The 26,635-nt window shown below is 72.5% G+C and carries 23 protein-coding genes and 1 pseudogene; 9 read left to right on the top strand and 15 right to left on the bottom strand.

Annotation, left to right across the window (positions count from 1 at the left end):
- Positions 1 to 71: 71 nt before the first annotated feature.
- From ACH4S7_RS15795 to ACH4S7_RS15785, 3 genes are all read left to right on the top strand, one after another.
- On the top strand, positions 72 to 2,264 hold the full coding sequence (locus ACH4S7_RS15795; protein WP_398521725.1) for an alkaline phosphatase family protein: 2,193 nt from the start codon (positions 72 to 74) through the stop codon (positions 2,262 to 2,264).
- 295 nt (positions 2,265 to 2,559) lie between these two features.
- Positions 2,560 to 2,934 (top strand): hypothetical protein, encoded by a 375-nt coding sequence (locus ACH4S7_RS15790; RefSeq protein WP_398521724.1) that lies wholly within the window; start codon positions 2,560 to 2,562, stop codon positions 2,932 to 2,934.
- Positions 2,935 to 2,991: 57 nt separating this feature from the next.
- Entirely contained in the window at positions 2,992 to 3,186 is a 195-nt protein-coding gene (locus ACH4S7_RS15785; RefSeq protein ID WP_398521723.1) for a hypothetical protein, read from the top strand.
- A gap of 101 nt (positions 3,187 to 3,287) precedes the next feature.
- Here the strand turns inward: ACH4S7_RS15785 and ACH4S7_RS15780 are convergent, their stop codons facing one another.
- Positions 3,288 to 3,782: a peroxiredoxin gene (locus tag ACH4S7_RS15780; RefSeq protein WP_398521722.1), complete on the bottom strand. Its 495-nt coding sequence runs from the start codon at positions 3,780 to 3,782 to the stop codon at positions 3,288 to 3,290.
- A 200-nt stretch (positions 3,783 to 3,982) separates the two neighbouring features.
- Between ACH4S7_RS15780 and ACH4S7_RS15775 the strand changes: the two genes are divergently transcribed.
- On the top strand, positions 3,983 to 4,408 hold the full coding sequence (locus tag ACH4S7_RS15775) for a hypothetical protein (protein WP_398521721.1): 426 nt from the start codon (positions 3,983 to 3,985) through the stop codon (positions 4,406 to 4,408).
- A 639-nt stretch (positions 4,409 to 5,047) separates the two neighbouring features.
- Entirely contained in the window at positions 5,048 to 5,962 is a 915-nt protein-coding gene (locus ACH4S7_RS15770) for a hypothetical protein (protein WP_398521720.1), read from the top strand.
- 83 nt (positions 5,963 to 6,045) lie between these two features.
- Here the strand turns inward: ACH4S7_RS15770 and ACH4S7_RS15765 are convergent, their stop codons facing one another.
- The 7 genes from ACH4S7_RS15765 to ACH4S7_RS15735 all read right to left on the bottom strand — a co-directional run bounded on the left by ACH4S7_RS15765 (position 6,046) and on the right by ACH4S7_RS15735 (position 14,160).
- Positions 6,046 to 6,849 (bottom strand): helix-turn-helix domain-containing protein, encoded by an 804-nt coding sequence (locus ACH4S7_RS15765; RefSeq protein ID WP_398521719.1) that lies wholly within the window; start codon positions 6,847 to 6,849, stop codon positions 6,046 to 6,048.
- Between the two features lie 85 nt (positions 6,850 to 6,934).
- Positions 6,935 to 7,354: an SsgA family sporulation/cell division regulator gene (locus ACH4S7_RS15760; RefSeq protein WP_398521718.1), complete on the bottom strand. Its 420-nt coding sequence runs from the start codon at positions 7,352 to 7,354 to the stop codon at positions 6,935 to 6,937.
- 103 nt (positions 7,355 to 7,457) lie between these two features.
- Complete coding sequence (locus ACH4S7_RS15755) at positions 7,458 to 9,023, bottom strand: NAD(P)/FAD-dependent oxidoreductase (protein WP_398521717.1); 1,566 nt, start codon at positions 9,021 to 9,023, stop codon at positions 7,458 to 7,460.
- Positions 9,020 to 10,759, bottom strand: coding sequence for an MAB_1171c family putative transporter (locus ACH4S7_RS15750; protein WP_398521716.1), 1,740 nt, complete (start codon positions 10,757 to 10,759; stop codon positions 9,020 to 9,022). The genes ACH4S7_RS15755 and ACH4S7_RS15750 overlap by 4 nt, the downstream gene beginning before the upstream one ends.
- A gap of 2 nt (positions 10,760 to 10,761) precedes the next feature.
- Positions 10,762 to 11,304, bottom strand: a complete 543-nt coding sequence (locus ACH4S7_RS15745; RefSeq protein WP_398521715.1) for a hypothetical protein — start codon at positions 11,302 to 11,304, stop codon at positions 10,762 to 10,764.
- A gap of 200 nt (positions 11,305 to 11,504) precedes the next feature.
- Entirely contained in the window at positions 11,505 to 12,992 is a 1,488-nt protein-coding gene (locus ACH4S7_RS15740; RefSeq protein WP_398521714.1) for an NAD(P)/FAD-dependent oxidoreductase, read from the bottom strand.
- Entirely contained in the window at positions 12,985 to 14,160 is a 1,176-nt protein-coding gene (locus ACH4S7_RS15735; RefSeq protein WP_398521713.1) for an MAB_1171c family putative transporter, read from the bottom strand. The genes ACH4S7_RS15740 and ACH4S7_RS15735 overlap by 8 nt, the downstream gene beginning before the upstream one ends.
- Before the next feature lie 492 nt (positions 14,161 to 14,652).
- Between ACH4S7_RS15735 and ACH4S7_RS15730 the strand changes: the two genes are divergently transcribed.
- A complete protein-coding gene (locus tag ACH4S7_RS15730) occupies positions 14,653 to 16,191 on the top strand; it encodes an ATP-dependent DNA ligase (RefSeq protein ID WP_398521712.1) in 1,539 nt (512 codons plus the stop codon).
- A gap of 97 nt (positions 16,192 to 16,288) precedes the next feature.
- A pseudogene (locus ACH4S7_RS15725) lies at positions 16,289 to 16,411 on the top strand (XRE family transcriptional regulator); the annotation flags it as partial.
- An 815-nt stretch (positions 16,412 to 17,226) separates the two neighbouring features.
- On the opposite strand, the gene ACH4S7_RS15720 reads toward ACH4S7_RS15725, so the two are convergent.
- From ACH4S7_RS15720 to ACH4S7_RS15695, 6 genes are all read right to left on the bottom strand, one after another.
- On the bottom strand, positions 17,227 to 17,805 hold the full coding sequence (locus ACH4S7_RS15720; protein ID WP_398521711.1) for an MSMEG_1061 family FMN-dependent PPOX-type flavoprotein: 579 nt from the start codon (positions 17,803 to 17,805) through the stop codon (positions 17,227 to 17,229).
- 89 nt (positions 17,806 to 17,894) lie between these two features.
- Entirely contained in the window at positions 17,895 to 18,743 is an 849-nt protein-coding gene (locus ACH4S7_RS15715) for an ABC transporter ATP-binding protein (protein WP_398521710.1), read from the bottom strand.
- Positions 18,740 to 19,795 (bottom strand): FecCD family ABC transporter permease, encoded by a 1,056-nt coding sequence (locus tag ACH4S7_RS15710; RefSeq protein ID WP_398521709.1) that lies wholly within the window; start codon positions 19,793 to 19,795, stop codon positions 18,740 to 18,742. Before ACH4S7_RS15710 ends, ACH4S7_RS15715 begins: the two co-directional genes overlap by 4 nt.
- A complete protein-coding gene (locus ACH4S7_RS15705) occupies positions 19,792 to 20,835 on the bottom strand; it encodes a FecCD family ABC transporter permease (protein WP_398521708.1) in 1,044 nt (347 codons plus the stop codon). The genes ACH4S7_RS15710 and ACH4S7_RS15705 overlap by 4 nt, the downstream gene beginning before the upstream one ends.
- Entirely contained in the window at positions 20,832 to 21,896 is a 1,065-nt protein-coding gene (locus ACH4S7_RS15700; RefSeq protein ID WP_398521707.1) for an iron-siderophore ABC transporter substrate-binding protein, read from the bottom strand. Before ACH4S7_RS15700 ends, ACH4S7_RS15705 begins: the two co-directional genes overlap by 4 nt.
- Before the next feature lie 394 nt (positions 21,897 to 22,290).
- Positions 22,291 to 23,013 carry a helix-turn-helix domain-containing protein gene (locus ACH4S7_RS15695; RefSeq protein ID WP_398521889.1) on the bottom strand — a complete coding sequence of 241 codons (723 nt, stop codon included), beginning with the start codon at positions 23,011 to 23,013 and terminating at the stop codon, positions 22,291 to 22,293.
- Positions 23,014 to 23,768: 755 nt separating this feature from the next.
- On the opposite strand from ACH4S7_RS15695, the gene ACH4S7_RS15690 reads away from it, so the two are divergent.
- On the top strand, positions 23,769 to 24,551 hold the full coding sequence (locus ACH4S7_RS15690; RefSeq protein ID WP_398521706.1) for an isoprenyl transferase: 783 nt from the start codon (positions 23,769 to 23,771) through the stop codon (positions 24,549 to 24,551).
- A gap of 60 nt (positions 24,552 to 24,611) precedes the next feature.
- Here ACH4S7_RS15690 and ACH4S7_RS15685 read toward each other — a convergent pair whose 3' ends face one another.
- Complete coding sequence (locus ACH4S7_RS15685) at positions 24,612 to 25,460, bottom strand: NAD(P)H-binding protein (RefSeq protein WP_398521705.1); 849 nt, start codon at positions 25,458 to 25,460, stop codon at positions 24,612 to 24,614.
- Positions 25,461 to 25,541: 81 nt separating this feature from the next.
- On the opposite strand from ACH4S7_RS15685, the gene ACH4S7_RS15680 reads away from it, so the two are divergent.
- Complete coding sequence (locus tag ACH4S7_RS15680; RefSeq protein WP_398521704.1) at positions 25,542 to 26,609, top strand: cupin domain-containing protein; 1,068 nt, start codon at positions 25,542 to 25,544, stop codon at positions 26,607 to 26,609.
- The last annotated feature ends 26 nt before the right edge of the window (positions 26,610 to 26,635 follow it).

Below are 26,635 nucleotides of genomic sequence, written 5' to 3'. Positions count from 1 at the left end.
GTGACCCCGCCGGGACCATCCCCGCCGCTGTGCCAGTCTGGAGACCTGATCCGAAGACGAGGTGACATGGCGTGGCCGATGGCCGATGGCGCAGGGCCGGCAGCGCCCTGCTGAGCGTGATCGTGGTGTGGGCGGTGTCCACACTGACGATGCTGGTGCTCGCCGGACTGCTGCCCGACTTCCAGCTCCAGTCCGCCGACGGGGAGAGCATCACCCGCACCGCGCTGACCGCCGCCTGGGGCGCGGGAGCCTTCGGTCTGCTGAGCGCGCTGGTGTGGCCGCTGGTGGTACGGGCCCTGCTGCTGGTGCCCGCGCTCGTCCTCGGTCTGCTGGTCTTCTTCCTCAACGGCTCACTGCTGCTGATCGCCCTCCGGCTGATCCCGGACGGGCGGGGCGACGCCGCGCCGGAGACCGCGGTGGTCGTCGCGGCGGTGATGTCCGCCGTCGCGTCCGCCACCTCCACCGCGCTCGCCGTCCGGGACGACAACGCCTACCGGCGCCGGCTCTCCCGGCTCGCCTCCCGGCGACGGCGCAGAGCCGGCAAGGCGGCCGGTGGCGGTGCAGACGGCGCCTGCTGCCCCGGCATGATCTTCCTCCAGCTCGATGGCGTCGGCCATGAGGTGCTGCTGCGCGCCGCCAAGGACGGGGTGATGCCGACCGTCGCCGAGTGGATCGACGGGACGCACCGACTGACCCCCTGGCGCACCGACTGGTCCAGTCAGACCGGCGCCAGCCAGCTCGGCATCCTGCACGGCTCGAACCACGACGTCCCCGCCTTCCGCTGGTACGAGAAGGACACCGGTCGGATCATGGTCAGCAACCGGCCCGCCAGCGCCGTGGAGCTCCAGCGCCGGGCCGTCGCCCACACCGGCGACGCCGGTCTGCTCACCGTCGACGGTGCCAGCCGGGGCAATCTCTTCAGCGGCGGCGCCGAACAGGTCGCGCTGGTCCTCTCCGTCTCCACCCGGCGCGGTCGGGCCAACCGCTCCCGCGCCGGCTACTTCGCCTACTTCTCCGATCCGGCGAACGCGGTGCGCACCGCGCTCTCCTTCGGCGCCGAGGTCTGCCGGGAGATCCGGCAGTCGACCCGCGCGCGGCTGCGGGGCGACACTCCGCGCGTCGGGCGCGGCGGCCTCTACCCCTTCATCCGCGCGTTCGCGACGGTCGTCGAACGGGATGTGGTGGTCGCAGCGGTGATCGGGGACATGCTCGCGGGGCGCACCGCGGTCTACGCCGATCTCGTCGCCTACGACGAGGTGGCCCACCACTCCGGCCCGCACAGCAGGGACGCGGTCCAGGTGCTGGAGTCCCTCGACCGGTCGCTGGCGCTGATCGCCAAGGCCGCCGAACACGCGCCGCGCGGCTACCGGATCGTGCTGCTGTCCGACCATGGCCAGAGCCCGGGGGAGACCTTCGACGGCGCGTACGGGCTGAGCTTGAAGGATCTCGTACGGGCCGGCTGCGGGCTGCCGGTGTCGCGGCGGGCGGAGCGCTCCAAGTGCGGTGCCGAGGCCCGCGACGCGGCGGGGGACGCGCTGCGGAGCGCGCTCCACCGCCGGCTGGAGGACGGCGAGTCCGATCCCGCCGCCGATCCGGCGGCCGGCTCCGACCCGATCGTGCTGGCCTCCGGCAATCTGGCGCTGATCTCCTTCCCCGATGTGCCGGGACGGCTCAGCCGGGAACAGATCGAGGCCCGCCACCCCGCCCTGCTGAGCACGCTCGCCAACCATCCCGGCATCGGCTTCCTGCTGGTCCGCAGCGAGGAGCACGGTTCGGTGGTGCTCGGCGCCGGCGGGGTCGAGGTGCCGATCGCGGAACTGACCGACGACGGGCCGCTCGCGGTGTTCGGCGAGGGTGCGGCGGCCGCCGTCCGCCGCACCGACTCCTTTCCGCATGTCGCCGACATCATGGTCAACTCGATGTACGACCCGGAGACCGGCCGGGTGCACGCCTTCGAGGAACAGATCGGCTCGCACGGCGGTCTCGGCGGGGAGCAGTCGCAGGCGTTCCTGCTCTCGCCCATGGAGGTCTCCGACCCCTTGACCGGCATCGATGGCATCGATGGCACCGATCTCGACCGTGCTGCTGCCGTTTCCGACGCAGGCCACGGCCACGGCGCCTACGGTACGGAGCTGGTCGGCGCGGAGCAGGTGCACCGGGTGCTGAGGCGCTGGCTGCGGGAGTGCGAGGGGCCCCAGGTGCCGATCGCACCTGCTTCCGCACCAACACCCGCACCGGCACCGGACGCCGCCGACCCGGCCTGAGCGCGGCGGCGCCATCGCATCGGCACTGGCCGGCGCCGCCCCGAGCCCCGTCGACCTGACCCGACCTGCCCCGACCTGCTCCGGGATTGCCCGACCCGACCCGACCCGACTCGACCTGACCTGACCTGACCTGACTCGACCCGACCCGACCCGACCGACCCGGGCCGCAGCCGGGGGCACACCCATGGGGCGCTTCGGCCGAATGGACGTCACCCGGTCGGGCGGAACTGAGCCCGGACCGGACGCGGCGGCGGCGTCGCGGGGCACTGGACGCATGTCCAGGAGGTCCCGCCCCATGCCCCAGCCCCCGGCCGTCGCCACCGCCGTCCGCACCCTCGTCGGGCGGAGCGCGCCCGTCGTGCTGCTGGCGCTGCTGGCCCTGCTGGGATCGACACAGGGCGCGGGGGCACAGGTCGTCGGCGGTGTGGAGCCCCGTACCCCCGCGCCAGCGTCGGCGCCCTTCGATCCTGCGAGCGGCGGCCAGTCCGAGGAGACGGACACCAGCGCGCCCGCCTCGGGCCGCGCCCGTACCTCCGCACGCGCATCCGGGCCGAACGCCGCGCGGGGCGCGGCACCGATCGGCATCGCCCCGGCCACCCCGTACGGCCAGGGCCACGCGGGGCCCTCGGGGCCGCCGCCCGCCGCGCGCCGGGTGGTGCTGCGCTGCTGACAGCCGCTGGTATCCCCCGGCCATCAGCTCCCGCTACCCCGTACGAGGTGCATCGCCATGCCGATCGACCCCTTCGCCGTGCTCAACGCCATGATCCGGGCCGAGGCCGCCCGTGCCGACACGCCCTCCGAACGCCGCCGTCCGGACAAGAACGACCGGGACGCCGAGAACGACCGGGACGCCGGGTCCGGGGCGCCGGATGAACGGCGCCCGGAACCGGACGGCACCCGCGCCCGGCCCACCCGCGCCTGACCCACCCCGCGCTCCGGCTCCGGGCCCCCGCCGTCGGGGGGACAGCGGCCGGAGCGCGCGGGGGACGCGCCGTGGGCGGCGGGCCCCGGAGCGCGCGGCGTTCAGTGGCCGAGCGTGGCCAATTGACCTGCCAGGGTCTCCTTCGACTGGAAGGTCGCGCCGAACAATCCGACGTGCTTCCAGTGCAGCGTCCCGTCCCCGGCGACGACGAACACCGCCCGCCGCAACCCGATCCCGGGCGCCGCGATCCCGAAGGACCGGGCCACCGCCCGGTCGGTGTCGGCGAGTAGCGGCATCCGCAGCCCGTGCTTCCGGGCGAACGCCTCATGGCTGTCCACGCCCTGCGGGCTGATCGCCCACACCTCCGCGCCCGCGTCCGTGAAGACGTCCAGACCGCTGGAGTACGAGCAGAGCTGCTTGGTGCAGACGCTGGTGTCGTCCCCGGGGTAGAAGGCCAGCACCAGCGGACGCCCCCGCCGCTCGCTCAGGGTGAAGTCCCGCCGTTCGAAGACCCCGTCGGCGGCATCGCCGACGAGCACCCCTCCGGGGAGCGTGAAGTCCGGGATCGGACGGCCGGGTTCGGGTGAGGCTGCCATGGGAACTCCCGCGATGGTGTGGGGCGAACAGGGACGGATGTCGGCGAGTGCGGACGGACGGGCCCGTCGACATTACCTGCCGCGTAATCGACCCGCCCCCGCCCCGACCGGCAGTCTTACCGCACCGGAACCCGAGCGGCGCACTCCGCCCGGGCTCCGGCCCCAAACCCCCGCACGACCTCGATGGAGGCTGATCCGCCATGTCCGCCACACTGCTCACCGGTATCGCCCGCACCACGGAGCCGCAGTTGATCCTGCGCCGGATCCTCGCCCTGGACGCCGTGGTGACCGGGGCCAACGGGGTGGTCTACGCCGTCGTCCCCGGCCCGGTCGGGCGGCTCCTCGGGGTGGACGAGGGGCTGCTCCTGGGCATTGGTCTCTTCCTCGCGGCCTTCGGTGTCGCCGTCGGTCTCCTCGCCTCGCGACCCAGTCCGCCGGTCCCCGCCGTCACGCTCCTCATCGACGCCAATCTCCTCTGGGCGGTGCTGAGCCTCGTCGCCCTGGCGCTCTGGGTCGACCCGACGACCGCGGGCGCCGTCTGGATTCCGCTTCAGGCCCTGATCGTCGCCGGATTCGGCGTCCTTCAGTGGTCGTCGCAGCGCGCCGTTGCCGGTCGTGGTGTCTGACGGTTCGGGACAGCGCCCGTCCGCTTGAGCCGCTGAGCGGCGGAGGCCGGAGAATTCGACCAGTGGTTCGGTGCCCGGAAAAGGTGTCACCGGGTGATAATTCGCGTCGAATACCGAAGGTTCGGCGTGGGGGTCGGTGACACATCGCTGACCGCTCACTGACGAATCACTGACACATTCCTGACGAATGACTGACGTAGCGCTGATCAAGGACTGACATACGGATACGGGAAGGCTGACGTTCCGTTTGTGGGGGAATACCGTGACGGGGGAAGGGGGAGCCGCGGCGCCGCGAGAACGGCACGCGGCGTACGGTCGAAACCATGGTGGTACGGGCCCGGTGTGGCGGTGGGCGGGAGCACGATGGCACGAGGTCGGGGGAGGGGCGGAGTTTCCGGGTCCGGCGCTGTCGAATCCGGAATCAACTGGTCCGGAATCGGGTGCCGGAAAGGCCAACCCCCACTCCGTCCTTCGATATTTCCGATTCCCGCGCGTTCCCTCACCTTCCCGCTCGCCGATTTTCTGCGACAACTGGCAGTGCCGGCAGCGGTATTCATGCCGCCGATCTCTGGCGCTCACCCCGCCGCATGGCCAGAATATCCCCCACTTGCTTTCATCGGTCGAGTGCAGAGGATAGTCATGACGCGTATCAACCGCCTTCTCCCTGTGGTCTCCGCGGCCGTGCTCCTGGCCGCGGGCACCGCCGCTCTCCTCCCCGGGGCCGCGCAGGCGCGCGAGTCCGTGGTGCCGTGCGACGGGGCCGCGCTCGTGGCGGCGGTCGACGCCGCCAACGCGGCGGGCGGCGGAATCATCCCGCTGACCCCGCAGTGCACCTACACCCTGAACTCGGCCCACGGCGCCGACCCGGTGCACGGCCCGTCCGGCTTACCGGTCATCACCACCGAGATCCGCTTCGAGGGCGACGGCAGCGAGATCACCCGTGGCGGGGCGGCCGCCTTCCGTATCGCCCAGGTCGCCGCCAGCGGCAACCTCAGCCTCAAGGGGACGCGGATCACCAACGGCTCCGCCACGGGCGCCGGTTCGGCCGGTCACGGCGGTGGGGTGCTCAACCTCGGCCTGCTGACCGTCGCCAACAGCATCGTGTCCGGTAATTCGGCCACCGGCAGCGGTGGCGGTGTGTACAGCGCCAACGGCACGGTGGTCACCATCAAGAACAGCACGGTTTCGGGCAACACCGCGGCCGGCAGCGGTGGCGGTGTGCACAGCGGCACCGCCGCGGCCACCATCAAGAGCACCGCGGTCTCCAGCAACACCGCGACCGGTGACGGCGGCGGTTTCTACGGCTCAGGTCTCGCGACGGTCGGCGACAGCCCCTTCACCGCCAACAAGGGCGCCAGGGGCGGGGCCATCGCTTCGGTCGGCGGAAACCTCACCGTCACCAACAGCCCCGTCATCGCCAACACCGCGACCGTCACAGCGGGCGCGATCTTCCGGCTGGGCGGCACCGCGACCGTCTCCGGATCCCCCCTCATCGTCAACGCCCCGAACAACTGCGCGGGCAGCGCCCCCGCCGTCCCCGGCTGCCTGGGCTGACCCGGCACCACCTCCGGAGAACCGACCCGGCCCGCCGCCCGGCACCCTCACCGGTGCCGGGCGGCGGGCTCTTCCGCGCGCCGTCAGCGGGCGCGGAGATAGGCGACCGTGGTCGGGTCGGCCGGGAGGAGTGTCTCGATGGCCAGCTCGGCCACCGTCACATCCGTCGGGGTGTTGAAGGTCGAGATGGACGACACGAAGGACAGCACCTGGCCGTCGTGTTCGATCCGCATGGGCAGCGCGAAGGAGGGGTACGGGGCGGCGGGCTCGTCGTCGGCGGCCCCGTCCACCGGATAGGCCGCGACCTCCTCGTACAGCGCGCGCAGGGCTTCGGAGCGGGCGAGCGCGAGCTGGCTCTCCAGCCGGGCCAGCAGATGACCCCGCCACTGCCGGAGATTGCGGATGCGCGGGGCGAGGCCCTCGGGGTGGAGGGTGATCCGCATCGCGTTCGGCGCCGGTTCGAGCACCTGTCGGGGCAGGCCGTCCAGCAGCATCGCGATACCGCGATTGGCCGCGACCACGTTGTACAGACCGTCGACGATGAGCGCAGGATACGGTTCGAAGCCGTGCAGTAGCTGCTCAAGTCCCTCCCGCAGCGCCCCCATCGAGGGGTCGTCAAATGCGGTCTCGCGGTACCGGGGTGCGTAACCTGCCGCCAGTAGGAGGGAGTTGCGTTCCCGCACGGGGATGTCGAGGTGGTCGGCGAGCCGCAGGATCATCTCCTGGCTCGGGCGGGATCGTCCCGTCTCGATGAAGCTGATGTGGCGGGCCGACGAGTCGGCGCGCAGGGCCAGTTCCAGTTGGCTGACCCGGCGGCGGTCGCGCCAGCCGCGCAGCAGGGAGCCCACTCCCGTACCCGTATCGGATGCCAATGCCACAGTCGTCATGCTCCGACCGTAGTACGCCGGAGCTGGTCAGGTACGGGCCGGGATCACGGAGCTGGTCAGGTACGGGCCGGGGGTGCGGAGCCGATCAGGGGCGGGACTCCCGGAGCAGGGTCGCCAGTCCGCCGTCGATGTCTATCGCGCGGGACTCCAGCTCGGCGGGCACCGTCGCGTAGGCGTGCAGCAGGAAGTGGCGCAGCCGGGCGGTGGTGAAGCGCAGGAGGGCGACTCCCTCGGGCGACCGCAGTTCGACCATCGTCCGGTGTCGGTCGCCCGGCCAGACGCGTACATCGCCCGTGCCGGAGGGGGTGCGCAGCCCGGAGTCCAGCAGGGCGCGGGCGAAGGTCCAGGTGACCCGGGTGCCGTGGAGGGTCACCTCGGCGGGGAAGAGCATATGGACCGCGAGTGGGTCCGCCGCGCTGTAGGTCATTCCCACCGGTACGAGGATCGGCCGGGGGGCGTCGCTGATCAGGTGGGCCGGGATGGTCAGTTCGACAGTGGGGAACATCGAGTTGCTCCTCTGCGGCTGCTGGTACAGCTCCTCTCGCGCTACGACGCGGCCGGGACCCGGGCGAATGCGCGAGGACCATCACCGGGTGATGCGACCCGCGTCATGAAGACCCGGTGCCGGCACCGGTGTCGGAGTGCGGTTCGGTGCCGGTGCGCGGGTCGCCCGAGGCCACCTTCCACTCCTCCTCCGTCAACGGGGGCCCCGTCAGGAGTTCTCTGCCCGGTCCGCGCAGCGTAGCCACCACCGTGTCCGGATGTAGCCATGTCGACGGGGGCTCGGACAGGGTGAGCACTCCCAGGAATGCCCGCGTGAGCCGGGCCCGCCCCAGCGCCGAGTGGGCGAGTCGGTTGACATAGTGGTTCGCGACCGTCGATGCGGTGCCCGGCCGCCGCCCCACCGCGCCCGGATAGAGAATGTCCTGCGACGTCGCCAGGTCCCAGGCGAGACCGACCGGACGGGCCACGGCGCGCTGGACGCGGCCGGCGAGCCCCGGGGTCCCGATCCGGTGCAGCCGCAGGGTGTTCCGCAGCTCCACCAGCCCCTGGGCGGCCACGCTCATACCGTGCGCGTAGAGCGGGTTGTAGGTGGCCACCGAGTCACCGACCGCGATGAAGCCGTCCGGCCACGCGGGCACCTTCTCGAAGTAGCGGCGGCGGTTGACCGTGCTCCGGGTGAGCGTGACGGTGTCCGACAGCGGTGCGGCGAGGGAGATCAGCTCGCCGACGACGGGGTGCCGCATCTCCCGGAGGGCGAACTCCTCGAACCGGGCCGGATCAGCCGTGGGTTCGCCGCCGCGGGTGCCGGAGAGCGTCACCAGCCAGCGGCCGTTCTCGACGGGCACGATGGTCGCCGTCCGGCCCGGCACCGGTTCGGCGGCGTTGGCCTGGACATTGACCACGGGGAAGTTCTCGGCCCCCGCGGGCGCCCGGTAGACCCGGGTGGCGTACACCAGCCCCGAATCGACCTCGGCCTCCGTGACACCGGTGACGCCGAGACCGCCGAGCCAGCCGACGGCCCGGGAGCCGCGACCGCTGGCGTCGACGACCAGGTCGGCGGGGAGCAGACGCTCCGAGCCGTCGGGTCGGCCCACCCGCACCCCGGTGACCCGCGCCCTGGTGCCCTCCAGAGCGCGCATCTCGTGCCCCTGGAGCAGGGTGACGGCCGGGAGGTCGAGCACCCGCCGACGGACCACCCAGTCCAGCAGGTCCCGGCTACAGGCGATCATGTGCTGCATCTCGGGCCAGCGCCGGAGCCAGCCCTGTGCGGTCATGGTCACCAGTCCCGTCGGCAACGGGATGCGCCGGGCCCCGGCGGCGAGCCACTCCGCCGTGATGCCGGGCAGCAGTTGTTCGAAGGCGCGGGCGCCCCCGGACCAGAGCAGATGCACATGGCGCGCCTGCGGCAGCGAGGTGCGCGGATCGGGCCCGGCCGGCAGGCGGTCCCGCTCCACGACCGTGACCTCGTCACTGAACTCGGCCAGGGCCGCCGCGGCCAACATGCCCGCCAGCCCGCCACCGATGACGACGGCACGGCGGCGGGGACGCCCGGTCCGGGCGGTGTTCTCGGTCTTCTCGGTGGGCTGGGTGGCTGCGGTGTTCTCGGTGGCTGCTGTGGGCTCGGTGGCCTTGACGCTGTCGGGTCTGTCGGCGGGGGTGGGGCGGATCATCGCGTGGGGGTCTCCGCGTTCTCTGAGTGGCCCGTGCTCTCCGTGCTCTCCGTGTGCTCTGTGCGGTCCGTACTCGCTGTGCTGTGCGGGCGGTTTGGGCGGTCCGGGCGCTCGATACCGTCGGGGTGTTCGGTGCCACCGGGATCAGGGGTGGAACGCGCGGCGCGGCCAAGGGTGTTCCCGGCCCCCGGGGTCTCGCCGCCCCGGTCCGCGGTGTGCTCGACCGCATTCTCCGGGTCGCCCGCCGTGCTCCTGACCCGCGCCCGGTTCGCCGAGGTCCCGCCGCGTGTCGCAGCCGCGCCGGCCGGGGTGGCGGGGCGTGTCGCACCGGGCTCCACCACCCTGTCGGACCGTGCCGCCTGCGCCGGCTCGGCGGGCACCCTCGGGCGTGTCGGGTGCGCCGCTCCGTCGCCCTGCCGTGTGTCGCGTGCGGTGTCCCGCCCGTGCGCCGTGTCCGTTCCGCGTGCCGCCCCCCGCTCGTACGCCGCTCCCTGCCCGTCCTGCGCCGCGCTCGGTCCGCCGCCCCGCCTGTCCCCGACCCCTCCCGTGCCCCTCCCGGCCCGTGTCTCACTCCGTACGGCATCGGTGAGGAACGGCGACCGCAGGGTGCGGGAGAGCCGCACCAGCCGCTCGCGGCCCGGGCTCAGCGCAGCCGTCAGCGCTTCCGCCCCCGCCCGGGACGACTCCTCGTCACCCGGCGCATCCCCACCGAGCCGCGCGGCCACGGCGACGAGCACCATCGCCGCCACGCTCACGGACCGCGCGTGCTCCCTCGGCGCATGCGCGACGATCGACGCGTCGTACGCCCGCCGCCGCACCCGGTCGTCGAGATACGGCTGGAGGCGGAGCAACTCATCGTGGATGACGGTCTCCCGTACGGTCAGCCGCAGTCCGGGCGCCGCCCACCAGGGGATCATCGGCAGCGGCGCGTCCTCCCTCGGCAGTACCCGCAGCCGCCGCCACAGCGTGCCGAGACGGGCATAGGTGAGCCAGGCGCGCCCCAGATCGCTCAGCCGCGGGCCCACCAGCGGCAACAGGAACCCGACCGTGGTGACCAGCCCCCCGGCGGCGGCCAGCGGCGGCGCCACCGTCGTGCTCAGCGCGTCCCAGTCCCGGCCGGTCCAGCGGGCCACGACGGCCGTGAGTTTGGAGACGCCGAAGAGCAGATTGAAGACGAAGCCGAAGACCAGCACCACCAGACCGATCCGGAGCCACTGCCCCACGGCCCGCGCCCAGCGCAGACACATCGTGGTGGTGACGAGGGCGGAGACGATGTGCGCCGCCAGATAGGTGATGATCATTTCCCGGATGAACGGGGTGTTCGCGTAGTACGTGTCGAGGTCCCGCAGCCGCTCGACCGGGGCGTCCCCCAGCACGAAGAGCACCGGCAGCGCGACGATCGCCGCCCCGTACGCGAGGATCCACCGCCGCACACCGCGCCGGACCCGCTCGCGGGCCCCGCCCCGCCAGTTGACGATGAGCACGAGACAGGCGCAACTGAAGGCGCACATGATGCAGTAGACCAGCGGGCCCGAGAGGTTCGAGACCCCGGTGATCCGGTTGACCGCACTGATGGTCGGCGGAGCCGCGAAGAAGAAGCAGACGCCCGCCGTGAACAGCAGGAAGTGCACGGAACGCACCAGCGGATCGCGCCAGCCGCGTTTCAGGGCGGGCAGTTTGGCGACGAAGGCGATGCCGAGCGCGACGGCGGGGAGGTAGTAGTCGCTGTTGCGCACGGTCAGCCCTGACGGTGTCCGAGGGACGCCTGGATGCGCCGGGCGACCGCGCTGGTCCCCGCGGGCTCCGCAGTCCCGTCCAGCCACCGCCGCAGATGGGTGCCCAGCTCCAGGCCGAACGTTTCCGCCTCGGTCTCCTGGGACTGCCGGAAGTCGGTGCGCGCCGCCACGTTCTGTACGGCGGAGTCCAGACCCGCGTCGTCCGCCGCCAGCCGCGCGGCGGCGGCCGGACCGGTCGCCGGGTCCGCCGTCGGAAGGGGCTCGGGGAGACCGCCATGACCGGCGATCATGTGCCAGACCTCATGACCGAAGATGATCAGTTGGTGCAGGGGCTGAGTGCCGGCCTGCACACAGATGACGTCCCGGTCCGTCATATCGAGATAGAGCCCGCTGGCGGTGCCCGGGGGGAAGTCCACCAGATGGAGCACGACGGGTCTGCCGCGCCGCTCGGTGAGATGGGCGCAGAGCGCGGCGAACACCTCGTCGGGTGCGGTGGGTCCGGCGTCGTCGAGGGCGCGCGCCAGTCCGTCGCGGAGCTCGCGCATGGCGCTCCTGGTGCCCATGTCACTCCCCCCGGTCGACCACCTCAGTGTGGGACCACACCGTACCGAGGGTTGGTGGCGCCGGGCGCGAGGTCCGGTGAAGGTCCTGAGGTTTCCGGACACGCCCTTCGGGTGTCCGGAGTGGGCACCGGGACCGGGCCGGTCCCGCTCGGCGCCGGTGCGCGCGCCGCCGCGGTGGGCCGCTAGGCCGTCGTCCGGGGGGTGGTGCGCGCCGACGCCCCCGAGCCGCCCGGCGGGTCGTCGTCGGGGGAGAGGAGACCGCGTTCGCGGGGGGTCAGCGGCGGCCCGGACAGCCGGGGGCGCCGGGGGCCCCGTACGGCTGCGATCAGCACATCCGGGCGGATCAGCCGGTCGAGTCCGGACTGGAGCGTCATCACGTCCGTGAGCGCCCGCGCCATGCCGTACGACCCGGTGGACGTCGCCACGAGCCGGTTCACATAGCGGCTGACCAGGCGATCCACCGGGTTCGGCGCCCGGCCCCTGGAGCCGGGGAAGAAGACGTCCTGTCCGGTGGCGAGCCCCCAGGCCACCCCGGTCGGCCGGCCGATCGCGCGCCGCGCCCGACGGGCGAGCCCCGGTGCCGTCACCCCGCCGCGCCGGAGTTCGCTGCGCAGCGCCAGGGCGCCCAGGGCGGCGACGGACATCCCGTGCCCGTACACCGGATTGAGCGCCGCGACGGCGTCGCCGACGGCCACGAAACCCTCCGGCGCTGACCGGCACCGCTCGTAGAGCCGGCGGCGGTTGGCGGTGCTGCGGGTGACCGTGATCCCGCTCAGCGGTTCCGCATGGGTGAGGAGTTCCCCCACCAGGGGATGCCGGACACCTTTGGCGAAATTCAGATAGGCGGACTCGTCGTCCGTGGGCTCCCCGCCCCGGGTGCCGGAGAGGCTCACCAGCCACCGTCGGTCCTCTATGGGAATGATGGTGGCGATCTGTCCCGGGCCGCCCTGGCGGGGGTCCGCCTGGATGGTGATGATCGGGCAGTCCTCGGCTCCGTCGGGCGCCCGGTAGAGCCGGCTGGCGTAGGTGACACCGGCGTCCACGGTCAACTCCCGCACCGGTGGGGCGCCGAGGGCCGCGAGCCGGCGCGGCCCCCGGGAGGAGCGGCCGGTGGCGTCGATGACGAGATCGGCCGCGATCCGCTCGTCGGGCCCCTGCCCGGACCGGACCAGTACGCCGTCGACCCGGCGCGCGTCGCCCGTCAGCCCGCGCCACTCCGTGTCCGGGAGCACCCGGACCCGTCCGTCGCGCAGCACCGCGTCCCGTATCGCCCAGTCGAGGAGATCCCGGCCGCACGCCATCACATAGTGCGATTCCGGCCAACGCCGGTACCAGCCCTCCGGGGAGAGCGACACCATCCCGGTGGGCAGCGGGATGCGCCGGGCGCCGGCGTCGAGGAGTCTGCCCGTCACCCCGGGCACCAGCGACTCGACGGCATCGGCCCCACCCGCCCACAGCATGTGCGCATGACGCGCCTGGGGCAGCCCCCGGCGGGGGAGGGGACCCGCGGGGAGCGTGTCGCGCTCCACCACGATCACCTCCCGGACGAAGGCCCGGCACGCGGCGGCGGCCAGCATCCCGGCGAATCCGCCGCCGACGACCACCGCCCGGCGAGGTGCGGGGTTACGGGCGGATCTGAGGGGGTCGCTCGGTTCGCTCGCGTCACTCATGGGGGATCGCTCTCCGACAGGCCGCCGCGCGACGGCACGCTTCGTGGACCAGGGGCGAACGGCGCAGCGCCAGGGACATCCGCACAAGATCATCCGCCCGGGTGGACGGTTGCACGGACTCCTTGCCTTCGGCAAGAGCGGTGCGGCCCGGATCTGCCACCCGGGCCCGGCCGGCGGCGGCGATCATCGCGGTGTCGGCGAGGATCAGCGCCTCATCGGGCGGGTGCCCCAGCGCGAGCGCGCCCTCCCGGACGTCGTGGTGCACCGTGTCGTCGAAATAGGGCCGCAGCCCGATGATTCCGTCGTGGATGGCGGCCTCGCGCCGGGTGAGCCGCAGCTCCAGAGAGGCCCAGGTGCCGATCGCCACGCCCGGCATCCCCTGCCCCGTCGGACCCGCCAACTCCTGGGCCAGGGAGCGGAGTCGCCGGTACCGGACGGCGGTGCGCCAGCCGATGGCGATCCGCTGTGCCACCAACGGGAGGATGAATCCGGCGCCGATCAGCAGCGCGGAGACCGAGGCCAGCCGCTGCGCCACATGGGTGCTCAGATGGTCCCAGTCGTGCCCGGCCCAGCGGGCGCCGATGGCCGCGAACTTGGCCGCGTCGTAGCAGAGGTTCAGGATGTAGCCGCCGACGATGAGGGTCAGACCGGCCCGCAGTACCCCGGTGACCCGGCGGGACCAGCGTCGGCAGAGCGCGGTCATCACCACCGCCGCGACCGTGTGCGCCAGCAAATAGAGAATGATCATCTCGCGGATGAACGGGGTGTTCGCGTAGTACGTGTCGAGGTCGCGCAACCGCTCCACGGGAGCGTCCCCCAGCGCGAAGAGCACATACAGCGCGACGATCACCACGCCGTAGGCGAGCACACAGAGCAGGGCTGCGCGTCTGGTCTGCTCGGTGGTCCCGCCGCGCCAGATGATGATCAGTACGACGCAGGCGCCGCTGAAGGCGGACAGCACGCTGTAGACCACGGGGGCGGCGAGATTGGGCACCCCGGAGATGCGGTTGATCGCGGCGATCGTCGGGACGGAGGCGAGCAGGAAGACCAGCCCGGCGACGAGGAGCAGCCCGCAGACGGCGCGCAGCAGGATGTCCTGGCGGTTCCGCCAGAGCGCGGGCAGTTTCAGCAGGAAGGCTCCGAAGAGGATGAGGGCCGGCAGGGTCATGCTCGGATCGTTCATGTGCCACCGGCTCTCAGTGGGCGCATCTCGGCCCGGAATCCCGCGCCGCACGGCACGGCTCGCGCGGCGCCGCGGTGCGTACGTCGGTCAGCCGTACGGAACCGGTGGCCCCCGGTGCCCCGCCCCCGCCTCTGCTGATGCTTCTCCTGCTGTCGCTGTCGCTGTTGCCGCGCACGGCACCCACCCCGTCCGAGCCCTGCCTCCGACGCCGGCCCGTGCGGGTCCGGCGTCCTGCTGAATCGCCCCTCCCAGCACCAGACTTGGGACGATTTCTCCTGCGCAACCGTACTTCGCGCAAGTGTGCCCCGCACGTGACCGCCCCCCGCCACCCCCGGTCGCGCCGGTGCCAGAGCCTGAGGGGGGTGCGTATCCGACGACGGGCAAGATACATGCATAAGCCAGTCAAAACCTCGCCCGGCACCGGAGGTGACCGTCGCCGCGGGTGCGGCCCACGACCGGGCGACGCACCATGGACCCATGCTGCTGGCCCGGCTCGCCGAAGTCTCCCGTGACGTGTCCGCCACCTCCGCGCGCTCACGGAAGACGGCCCTGCTCGCCGACCTGTTCGCGGACACCCGGCCCGAGCACGCCGCACTCGTCATCTCCTATCTCGCCGGACGCGTCCCGCAGGGCCGTATCGGAGTCGGCTGGAGCACCCTCAAGGACCCGCCGCCCCCGGCCGGGGCACCCACGCTCACGGTCGCCGGGACCGACGCGGCGCTCACCGCGCTCGCCGCGCTCCGGGGCCCCGGCTCCCAGCACGACCGCCGCCGCCTCGTCCGCGAGCTGCTGGCCGCCGCCACCGAGGAGGAACAGCGGTTCCTCACCCGACTCCTCATCGGAGAGGTACGGCAGGGGGCGCTCGACGCCATCGCCCTGGAGGCCGTGGCGGTGGCCGCGTCCGCCCCCGCCGACGCCGTGCGCCGGGCCGTCATGCTCGACGGCTCACTGCCCCGTGTCGCGCGCGCCCTCCTCGCCGAAGGACCCGCCGCGCTCGAAAGCTTCCGGCTCCGGGTCGGCCACCCCGTGCTCCCGATGCTGGCGCACACCGCCGCCTCGGTCACCGACGCCGTCCGAACCCTGGGCGCGCCGTGCGCCGTCGAGGAGAAGCTCGACGGCATCCGCGTCCAGGTCCACCGCGACGGCGACACCGTCCGGATCCACACCCGCTCGCTCGACGACATCACCGACCGGCTCCCCGAGGTCGTCGAGGCGGCCCGGCGGGCGGCGGGGGACCGGTTCATCCTCGACGGCGAGGTCATCGCCCTGCACCGGGACGGCCGGCCCGTCGCCTTCCAGGAGATCGCCTCCCGCGTCGGCTCCCGGACCGACGTCGCGGCGGCCCGCGCCACCCTGCCCGTGTCCCCCGTCTTCTTCGACGTCCTCACCGCCGACGGGATGGACACCCTCGACCTCCCGGGCTCCCAGCGCCACGCCGTACTCGCCCGGCTGGTCCCGGAACCGATGCGGGTCCGCCGTACGGTCGTCACCGACCCGGCCGACCCCGCCCAGCTCGCCGCCGCCGAGGAGTTCCTGGCCGCGACCCTCGCCAGGGGCCACGAGGGAGTCATGGTCAAGGCCCTCGACGCGCCCTACGCGGCCGGCCGCCGGGGGCGCGCCTGGCTCAAGGTGAAACCGGTCCACACCCTCGACCTGGTGGTCCTCGCCGCCGAATGGGGCCACGGCCGCCGCACCGGCCTGCTCTCCAACCTCCACCTCGGGGCGCGCGCCGCCGACGGCACGTTCACGATGCTCGGCAAGACCTTCAAGGGCCTCACCGACGAGATGCTGCGCTGGCAGACCCACCACCTGAGCGAACTCGCCGTCGCCGACGACGGCTTCACGGTCCGCGTCCGCCCGGAGCTGGTGGTGGAGATCGCCTACGACGGGGTGCAGCGCTCACCCCGATACCCGGCCGGAGTGACCCTGCGCTTCGCGAGGGTGCTCCGGCACCGCCCGGACAAGACGGCGGGGGAGGCGGACACGGTCGAGCGGGTGGTGGCGGGGCTGGGGTGAGCTGGGCGGGGTTCGGGTGGAGTGGCCATAAGGCTCGTATGGAGTAGCCCACTTGAGGGGTACCGCTCCCCGTGGATGCCAGGAATGGGGGTACAGGATGCCGCACTGGAGTGACTACAGCACCGGCGAGCGAATCAAGATCCTTCGAGGCAGGGATATCCGGCAGAGCGACCTTGCCGAGATGACCGGTCTGTCATTGCCGCCCATTCAGCACGCCGAGCAGGACCGGCGCCTGACCCTGCAAACCCTTACGAAGATCGCCGCCAGCCTGGGCGTCGACACCTCGGTCGTCCTCGGCCAGCAGGCGCTGAGACGGACGATGCAGCGGGACGATCGCACGATCATGCGAGCCCTGTCACAGGCTGTCCAAGACAGTGCGGCCGGTTTCCTTCCCGACACGGTGGCGACGCCCGCCATGGAGACGCTCACCCGGTCCGTCGCGCAGTGCTGGGACCAGTACTGGCGGGGCGGTTGCGTCGCGGCCGGGGCCCTGGCGGGCCCGCTCATCACCGAAGCGTCGGCCCGACTCCGTGAGCAGCCGGTCGGCGAGCAGGGCGAGGCGTGGGGCCTGTTGGCCGATGCATACCGGCTGGCTGGATACGTGGCGAATCTGATGGGGTCCAGGGACCTGGCGTATGCGGCGATCGGACATGCGCAGACCGCCGCGGATCACGCCGGGGACGATCTCCGCCAGGCGCTCGTCATGTCCGGACGGTCATGGGTCTACCTTCGTGACGCACGTCTGCCGGAGGCCCTCGACCTCGCGGAGCGCGCCGCCGTGGACATCGAGCCCACCTTCTCCCGGGCCACCAAGGAGCAGTTGGTGGCGTACGGCAGTCACATCAATTTCGCCGCGGTGGTCGCCTCCCGGCTCGGGGACGAGGACCGGACGGCGGACTATCTCAGTCAGTCGCACGCCACCGGTGCGCGCATGGGGCAGGAGCACCAGGCGCATGGCGGCGCACCCCGATCGCTGCGGCGACGACCCGCGTCCTGGATAGGGGCAGCGTCGGCCGGCGAACCCCCGAGGCCCGGTCAGGCCCCCTCCCATCTGGTGGTGTCCCACAGTCCCGAGAGCCGCAGGGACTGCGGACAGTGGAGGTACACCTCGTCGATCTCGATCAGCACCGCGAGGTCGGGGCGTCGGCCCGCCGATGTCATCGCGTCGAAGAAGGGGGCGTCGGTCAGGACGCGGGCCCTGCCGTTGATCCGCAGCACGTCCCGGCTGCCGGGGACGAGGTACAGCAGTCCGGCGTGCGGGTTGGCGAGGATGTTGTGGAGGCTGTCGCCCCGGCGGTTGCCCTGGCGCTCCGGCAGGGCGAGGGTGCCGGCGTCGACGATGTGGGTGAAGCCGGGGGCGCCGCCGCGGGGGGAGACGTCGCAGGCGCCCTGCGTGTCGGACGTGGCCAGCAGGCAGAACGTGGAGCGGGCCAACAGCGCCCGGTCGTCGTCGGCGAGTCGGCCGTGCACCTTGTCGATGACGATCGGGTGCGGCTCGCCCAGCAGCTCCCGCAGCTCCGCGCGCGAGCGGAGTTCGGTGAAGCCGGTCCCGGTTGCTTCGGCGGGCGGGGCCGCGGTGTGCTCCGCGGCGGTGGCGACGGTTCTGTTGGGCAAGGCGACTCCCGATGGTGGGTGCGAGGTGCGCGAGTGGGCCGGGCGGTCCCCCCGCCGGGGGGCTCGTATCCGTGGCGGGGCGGCGCCCGTCAGCGGGGCTGGGTGGCCGGGACGGACCCCGGTCGTCTGTCCACCGTAGGCCGGACACCGTGCCTTCCGATGGGAAGCATGAGCGGCCGGCCGGAGACGGGGTCCTCGATGATGCGGCTGTCGAGGCCGAACACCGCGCGGACGTTGTCCTCCGTCAGCACCTCGTGCGGCGCCCCGGCCGCGTGCAGCCGGCCCGCCGCGAGGGCGACGACGTGGTCGGCGTACCGGGCGGCCAGGTTGAGGTCGTGCAGGACCATGACGACGGTCGTGCCGCGCGCGTGGTTCAGGTCCGTCAGCAGGTCGAGGACCTCCACCTGGTGGCTCGCGTCGAGGAAGGTGGTGGGCTCGTCCAGCATCAGGATGTCGGTCTGCTGGGCGAGCGCCATCGCGATCCACACCCGCTGGCGCTGTCCCCCGGACAGTTCGTCCACGGAGCGGTCGGCGAGGGACGTGGTGTCCGTCGCCTCCAGTGCCACCGCCACGGCCGTGTCGTCCTCGGCGTTCCAGCGCGAGAACATCCGCTGGTGCGGATGGCGTCCGCGTCCCACGAGGTCGGAGACGGTGATGCCCTCGGGAGCCACCGGCGACTGGGGCAGCAGCCCGAGCGTGCGGGCGAGCTCCTTGGCGGGCAGCCGGTGCACCTCCTTGCCGTCGAGGACGACACGGCCCGCGCGGGGCGCCAGCAGCCGGGACATGGACCGCAGCAGCGTCGACTTGCCGCAGGCGTTCGCGCCGACGATGGCCGTGATCCGGCCGGGCGGTACGGCCAGGTCGAGGGAGTCGACGACGGTGCGGTCGCCGTAGCCGAGGGTGAGTCCTTCGGCCGCCAGGGAGTGGGACGTGGTCACAGGGAACCTCCTGCCCGGTTGGTGCGGACGATCAGATAGACGAGATAGGGCGCGCCGAGCACACCCGTGACGACGCCGACCGGGAGGCGCGTGTCGAAGGCGAACTGACCGGTGAAGTCGGCGACCAGCACCAGCAGGGCGCCGACCAGTCCGGCGGGCACCAGCGGCGAACCGCCGGAGCCGGTGATCCGTGCCGCAATGGGCCCGGAGAGGAAGGCGACGAATGCGATCGGCCCGGCCGCCGCCGTGGCGAACGCGATCAGGCCGACGGCGGCGACGATGACCGTGATACGGGTGCGTTCGACGCGGACCCCGAGGGCGGACGCGGTGTCGTCCCCGAGCCCCATCGCCGACAGGTTCCGTGCCTGCGACAGCAGTACGGGACAGAGCACCGCCAGCGCGACCGCGGCGGGCACGGTCTGGTCCCAGGTGGTGCCGTTGAGGCTGCCGGTCAGCCAGCGCATCGCCTCCTGGAGGTCCCACTCGGCGGCCTGGGACAGCACGTAGGCGACGACGCTGTCGAGCATCGCGGCGATGCCGATGCCGATGAGGATCAGCCGGGTGCCGACCACCCCGTCCTTGAACGCCAGGGTGTAGACGAGCAGCGCCACGGCGAGCGCGGCGGCGATGGCGAAGGCCGACACCTGCGTCTCGCCGAAGGAGAACAGGACGATCGCGACGGCCGCCGCCGCGCTCGCGCCCGAGCTGATGCCGATGACGTCCGGGCTGGCGAGCGGATTGCGGAGCATGGTCTGGAAGGTGACGCCGGCCAGGCCGAAGCTGAAGCCCGCCACCACCGCGAGCACGGCTCGCGGCAGTCGTAGCCGCCCGACCGTGAACGACGCCCCCGGCACCTGTTCACCGAGGACCACCCGGACCACGTCGTCGAACGGGTAGTACGTCTGACCCGCCATCAGGGTGACGGTGAACATGACCACCACGAGCGCGGCCAGCAGCAGGGCGACCGCGCGCCGGCGAAACGCCCGGCGGGCCCGGCCGCGGGCGACGGCCGCGGTGGACGGCGGTCGGACGGAAAGGACGTCGGCGCTCACAGGGCACGCACCTTCTGCCTACGGACGATCCAGATGAAGAAGGGGGCGCCGATCAGCGCCGTCACGATGCCCACATCGATCTCGGCCGGCCTGGCCACCACCCGGCCGGCCACGTCGGCCGCCGTGAGCAGCGCCGCGCCCAGCAGCGCGGCGAAGGGCAGCAGCCAGCGGTGGTCCACCCCGATGAGCAGCCGGCAGGCGTGGGGGACGACGAGTCCGACGAAGGCGATGGGCCCGGCGACCGCGGTCGCCGCGCCGCACAGCACGACGGCGCCGAGGGCGGCGACGCCCCGGGCCACGGCGACCCGCTCGCCGAGGCCCGCCGCGAGTTCCTCGCCCAGCGCCAGCGAGTTCAGCCCCCTGGCCGACAGCAGGGAGATCACGAACCCCGCCGCCAGGAAGGGCAGCACATGCCCGATGCGTTCGTAGGAGGCACCGCCCACCCCGCCGATCTGCCAGAGCCGGAAGCTCCCGGCGATGTCGTTGCGGGGGAGCACCACGGCGGTGACGAGGGAGGCGAAGGCGGCCGAGGTCGCGGCCCCGGAGAGGGCCAGCTTCAGGGGTGTGGCACCACCCCGTCCGAGCGTGCCGACGCTGTACACGAACAGCGCTGACAGCGCCGCCCCCGCCATCGCGACCCACACGTAACCGGTCGGCGAGGAGAGTCCGAAGTACGCGACCCCGGTGACCACTGCGAGCGACGCGCCCATATTGACCCCGAGGATGCCCGGATCGGCGAGCGGGTTGCGGGTCACTCCCTGCATGACGGCGCCCGCGAGCCCCAGCGCCGCGCCGATCAGCGCGGCGAGCAGGGTCCGGGGTATCCGCTTGGCGGCGGCCGCCTGCTCCAGCGTCGCGTCCGCGCCGCCGAGCGCGGCCCAGACGTCGGACCAGCCGACGGCCCGGGAGCCGAACGCGACGGATGCCACCATGAGCGCGGCCAGTGCCAGGACCGCCGCGAGGAGCCACAGCGACCGGACCCGCGCCGGACGCCGCACCACGGCGGCGTCCGGCGTCCGGCTGGCGGTGGCCGTTCTCACTTGACCTTGTCCGCGGCCTTGGCGAGCGCGGCGACGTAGTCCTCCAGCACCCAGGAGATCGACAGCGGTGTCGGGTTGGCCGCCGTCGCGAGGGGCGAGCTGCCGGGCAGCAGGTACGTGGAGCCGCGTTCGATCGCGGGGATCTTCGACAGCAGCGGGTCCTTGCGCAGCGTGGTGGCGAGTTCGCCCTTCGCGTCGCCGTAGCCGGTGATGAGGTCGACGTCGTTGAACACGTCGACCTGCTCGGCGCTGCGGGTGAGCGCGAACTTGTCCGTGCCCCGCGACGCCTTGGCGATACTGCCGGGGATCTTCATGCCGAGGTCTTCGAAGAACAGCGTCCGGGTGTCGTGCGCGGTGTAGAAACCGATCTTGCTGACATCGCCCGGGTCGACATGCGTCATAAACATCGCCGACTTACCCTTGATCTGGGGGTACTTGGCGACGGTCCGGCCGATCTCGCCCTCCAGGTCCTTGATCATCTTCTCGCCCTCGGCGGCGAGTCCGATGGCCTCGCTGTTCGTCCGGACGATCTCCCGCCACGGCGTCGCCCACGGGGCGTCGGGGTACGCCACCACGGGGGCTATATCGCTGAGAGTGGCGTAGTCCTGCTTCGTCAGGCCGGAGTAGGAGGCGAGGATGACGTCCGGCTTGGTGTTGGCGACCGCCTCGAAGTCGATGCCGTCGTTCTCGTCGAAGAGGACCGGGGTCTTCGCGCCCAGCTCGTCCAGCTTCTTCTTCACCCAGGGCAGCACCCCGTCGGTGTTGTCGTCGCCGAAGTTCGCGGCGGCCATGCCGACGGGCACGACACCGAGCGCCAGCGGCACCTCGTGGTTGGCCCAGTTCACCGTGGCGACGCGCTTCGGCTTCTCGGGGATGGTCGTCTTGCCCAGGGCGTGTTCGACGGTGAGCGGGAAGGTGCCGGACGAGGATGAGTCCTTGGCCCCCTTGTCGGCCTTGTCGTCCTTGCCGCCGTCGTCCTCGGCGGATGAGGGACTGCCGCAGGCGGCGAGAGTCAGGAGAGCGGCGGTCGCGGTGAGCAGCCGCAGTCGACGTGAACGCATGTTTTTCCAACCCCACTGGTCCGGATGCCAGGTGCCGGTCCTCGCACGCCCGGGTCCCGGGATGCCGTCGTGGAGTGTGTGCACCGCACTGAGTGCAAGCGCTTAGGTAAGGCTTGCCTTCGCACTGTAGGAGAACGTCGAATGATGTCGCAATCGAGCTTATGGGACACCGGATGTAGCGATCGGGACGCGCTCCGGTGTGGGCCCGGGGGCATCCCGCGCCCGGCCGAAAAGGGTGACTCAGGACATCCCTCATGACGCCATGACTCCATGACTCCATGACTCCACGGCTTACGGGACACCCCTCGCGACTCAGGGCCCGGCCTTTCAGGGCGTCGGGGCGCCGCGAGCACTCTTCAGGGCGCGTCGGGGCGCCGCTCAGGACACCCGGGCCTCAGGACACCCGGAACGTGCCCGGGGTGAGCCCCGTCGTCCGCCGGAAGGCCGCCCCGAAGGCGCTCGCCGACTGGTACCCGACCTCCTCGGCCACCGCCTCCACCTCCCAGCCCCGGGTGAGCAGCGCGACGGCGTGCTGGGCCCGGACCGAGGCGATCCAGCGCGCGAAGCTGGTGCCGGTCTCCGCATTGAACGCCCGGCTGATCGTCCGGGCGCTCACACACAGCTCCGCCGCCCAGTGCGCGAGCGTGCGCTGGTCGCCCGGATCCTCGCGGAGCGCCTCGGCGATCGGACGCAGCAGGGCCGAGGTGGGCGCCTGGACGAGGAGTTCGCGCGGCGACGGTTCGAGCACGTCGAGCACCATCGCCTCGGTCGTCGCCCGCGAGGCCGCGGTGAGCCGGGAGTCGCCGAGCCGTTCCAGCAGCAGCCGCAGCAGCGGGGTGATCTCCACGGCCACCGGGGTGTCGGAGATGGACGGTGTGGTGTGGAAGCCGAAGAAGCTCGCCCGGAACCAGGTCCCGGCGACCGCCGAACCCGAGTGCAGCGTGCCCGCGGGCATCCACAGCCCGAGCGCGGGAGTGATCGTCCAGACGCGTGCCCCGACCACGGCCGTCGACGCGCCGCGCCCGTTCCAGAGCAGCTCGTGGAAGGGGTGCGAGTGCTCGCCCCAGGTGGTGTCGTGCGCGACGACCTCGTCGTACGCCTGGATCGCGAACGGCATCACCACCGCGCCCGCGGCGACCACCGGCAGCGAACGCGCCTCCCGGGTCGGCCGCGGGGTCCCGACCGCCCCGTGCGCTCCGCCGGTACGGCCCCCCGGCGGCGCGGCGGCGGGCGGCCGGGACGCGTCGGCCCGACAGGGGGCGGACTGCTGGCGGGAGGACGGCATGTCCTCACCCTAGGTCGTGTCTGCAAAGTCCCGTTTGGCTGCCGTGCCCTGGCCCGCACGCCCCCTGGGCCCTGCGGGCCTGGGGGACCCCCACCCTGCGTTGTCGTCAGTCGCCAATACACCGCATTGACTCTCCCCCAGCCTCCGGCCGGGAGGTGCCCCCATCCTCCGCCTTGGGATCCGTCCCCTCGGCCCTTGCGGGCCTGGGGAGACCCCATGCCTCGGCCCTTGCGGGCCTGGGGAGACCCCATGCCTCGGCCCTTGTGGGCTTGGGGAGACCCCATGCCTCGGCCCTTGTGGGCTTGGGGAGACCCCATGCCTCGGCCCTTGTGGGCTTGGGGAGACCCCATGCACCAGACCCCGCCAGACCCGCCCTCCGGGCGGACGACGCCACTTTGAAGACACTCCCTAGAGCTCGCCGTCCACCACCAGTCGGGGGGTGTCCTGCCCCGGACCCTCCCCGCGGCGGCCGCGCCGCCGGTCAAGTGGCGTCTGTGGCAACGCCATTAGGCCCGATCCGGTGGGGGCGGCGGCAAGCTCCCTGGTAGGGTCCGCGGCAGGTACTCACAACGCGATAGAGATGGTTCATGAAGCTGCTCCCGCTCTTCCTCCGACGGCCGATCGAGGCGGTGTACGAGCGCCGACTGGCCGCCACGCTGACGGGGCTGCCGCGCCCGCGACACGTCGGGATCATGCTCGACGGCAACCGGCGCTGGGCCCGGCAGGCGGGACTCACGGACGTCCGGGAGGGCTACCGGGCGGGTGGCGCCAAGGCGACCGAGTTCCTCGGTTGGTGTACCGCAGCCGGGATCGAGCACGTGACCCTCTTCATGCTCTCCGACGACAACCTCGGGCGTCCTGCCGAGCAGCTCGGCCCGCTGATCGAGATCATCGAAGAGACCGTCCGGGACATCACCGCCGCCGGCCGCCCCTGGGAGGTCCAGGTGATTGGCTCGCTCGACATGCTGCCCGGCACCAGCGCCCAGGTGCTCAAGGCGGCCGCCGCCGCGACGACCGGGCGCGCCGCGCTCAAGGTGGACGTCGCGGTCGGCTACGGCGGCCGCCGGGAGATCGTCGACGCGGTGAAGAGCGCCTTCGAGGAACACATCGCGGCCGGTGGCGATCCGGCCGCCCTGGTCGAGCGGTTCGAGATCGAGGACATCTCCCGGCATCTGTACTCGCCGACCGCCGACCGCACCGACTTCATCATCCGGACCTCCGGCGAGCAGCGGCTGTCCGGCTTCCTGCTCTGGCAGTCCGCGTACGCCGAGATGCACTGGGTGGACTGCTACTGGCCGGCCTTCCGCCGGGTGGACTTCCTGCGCGCGCTCCGCTCGTACGCGAACCGGGAACGCCGCTTCGGCAAGTGATCGCGTGGCGCCGTACGCCCCCGCAGCGGGGGGCGTACGGACCTGCCCCCCGCCGGCGGATCAGACGCCCCACGCCCCCGTGCCCGCCGCCTCCCGGACGAACTCCGAGAAGTCCTTCGGGTCACGGCCCAGGACCCGGCGCACGGTGTCCGTGGTGGAGGCGTTGTGGCCGTCCATGAGCATCGCGAACAGCCAGGCCAGCCAGGCCGACTCGTCCTCCGTGAGGCCCGCCAGCGGGAGGATCGAGCGGTACTCCTCCTCGGTCACCGGGACATAGCGCACCTCCCGGCCCGCCGCCCCGCTCAGCTCGGCCGCCACCTCGGCGAAGGTCAGCAGCCGGGGGCCGGTCACCTCGTAGATCTCGCCCGCGTGGCCGTCCTGGGTGAGGGCTGCCACGGCCACCGCCGCGATGTCGTCCACATCGATGAACGGCTCGGCGGTCGTGCCGGCCGGGAAGGGGATCTCGCCCAGGGCGACACCCTCGGCGAGCGCGCCCTCCGAGAAGTTCTGCGCGAAGAACGCGGCCCGCACGATCGTGAGCTCCACACCTGACTCGCGCAGCGCGTCCTCCGCCGTCACCGCCTCGGCTTCACCGCGCCCGGAGAGCAGCACCAGGCGCCGCACCCCCTGCTCCGCCGCCGTCCGGCCGAAGTCGCGCATCGCCTCGGGGGCGCCCGGCACGGCCAGGTCCGGGTAGTACGCGACATAGGCGGCGTCCGCGCCCTTCAGGGCCGGTGCCCAGGTCGACGGGGACTCCCAGTCGAAGGCGATCTCGCCCGCGCCTGGCCCCGGCTTGCGGGAGCCGGCCCGTACCGTCACACCCAGCTCGGTGAGCCGCCGCGCCACCCGGAGGCCGGTCTTGCCGGTGGCCGTCGTCACCAGCGTCGTTCCCTGCGTGTTCTCTGTCATGACCTCAGAATCCCGGACCGTGGTTGGACTCTCCATGCTTCAGAGGCTCAATTCCATACGCGTGCGTCTACGCTGCTTCGTATGGATGCTTTCGCCGGACTTCTCGACGGGCCGCGTGCCAGGGGTGCCTTCCTGCTGCGGATGGTGATGGAGCCGCCGTGGGCCGTGCGGGTCGAGGACCGGGCCCCGCTCGCCCTGATGTGTCTGACGGAGGGGGAGGCGTGGATCATCCCAGGCGGCCCTGACGGCCCTGACGGCGCGGGTGGCGGTGGCGGCCCTGCCAGTGCGGGCGGCGGCGCGGGCAGCCCCGGCGCGCCTGACGGCGCCGGCGGCGGGAAGCCGGTGCTGATGCGGCCCGGCGATGTGGCGATCGTCCGCGGCCCGGCTCCGTACACCCTCGCCGACAGTCCGGGGACCGAGCCGCTGGCGGTCGCCGGACCGGGCGGCACCTGCCATGACCTGGGCGGTGCGCCGCTGATGCAATCCATGCTGATGGGCGTGCGGACCTGGGGCAACGACCCCGACGGTTCGGCCGTCATGCAGATCGGTACCTACCAGATGGAGGGCGAGATCAGCGGCCGGCTGCTGGAGGTGCTGCCGGAGCTGATCCATTTGCCGGCCGGCGCCTGGCACTGCCCCCTGCTGCCGATCATCGGTGACGAGCTGGGGCGGGACGAGCCGGGACAGAGCGCGATGCTCGACCGGATGCTGGACCTGCTGCTGATCAGTGCGCTTCGGGCCTGGTTCGCCCGGCCCGAGGCGCGGGCCCCCGCCTGGTATCTGGCCATGGGCGATCCGGTGGTGGGCCGGGCGCTGCGGTTGATCCAGGACGATCCGGCCCGGCCGTGGACCGTCGCCGCGCTCGCCACCGAATGCGGGGTCTCCCGGGCCCAGCTCGCCCGCCGCTTCCACGAACTGGTGGGGGAGCCCCCGATGGCGTATCTCACCCGCTGGCGGCTCGATCTCGCGGCCGATCTGTTGCGCGGTTCTGACAGCACCGTCGACGCGGTGGCGAGGAAGGTCGGCTACAGCGGCTCCTTTGCGCTGAGCGCCGCGTTCAAGCGGGTGCGGGGCATCAGCCCGCAGGAGCACCGGACGGGTCGCCGCTCCGGCGCGACTTTGCCGGAACGGCAACCTTCCTTGCTGTAGCGGTGCGGTTGAGTGAGGCTGGGGCC

Origin of the sequence: Streptomyces sp. NPDC020965 (assembly GCF_044333555.1) — a bacterium.
Taxonomy (GTDB): domain Bacteria; phylum Actinomycetota; class Actinomycetes; order Streptomycetales; family Streptomycetaceae; genus Streptomyces.
The sequence above is the reverse complement of the archived record's forward strand: the minus strand, read 5'-3'. Positions and strand labels throughout refer to the sequence as shown.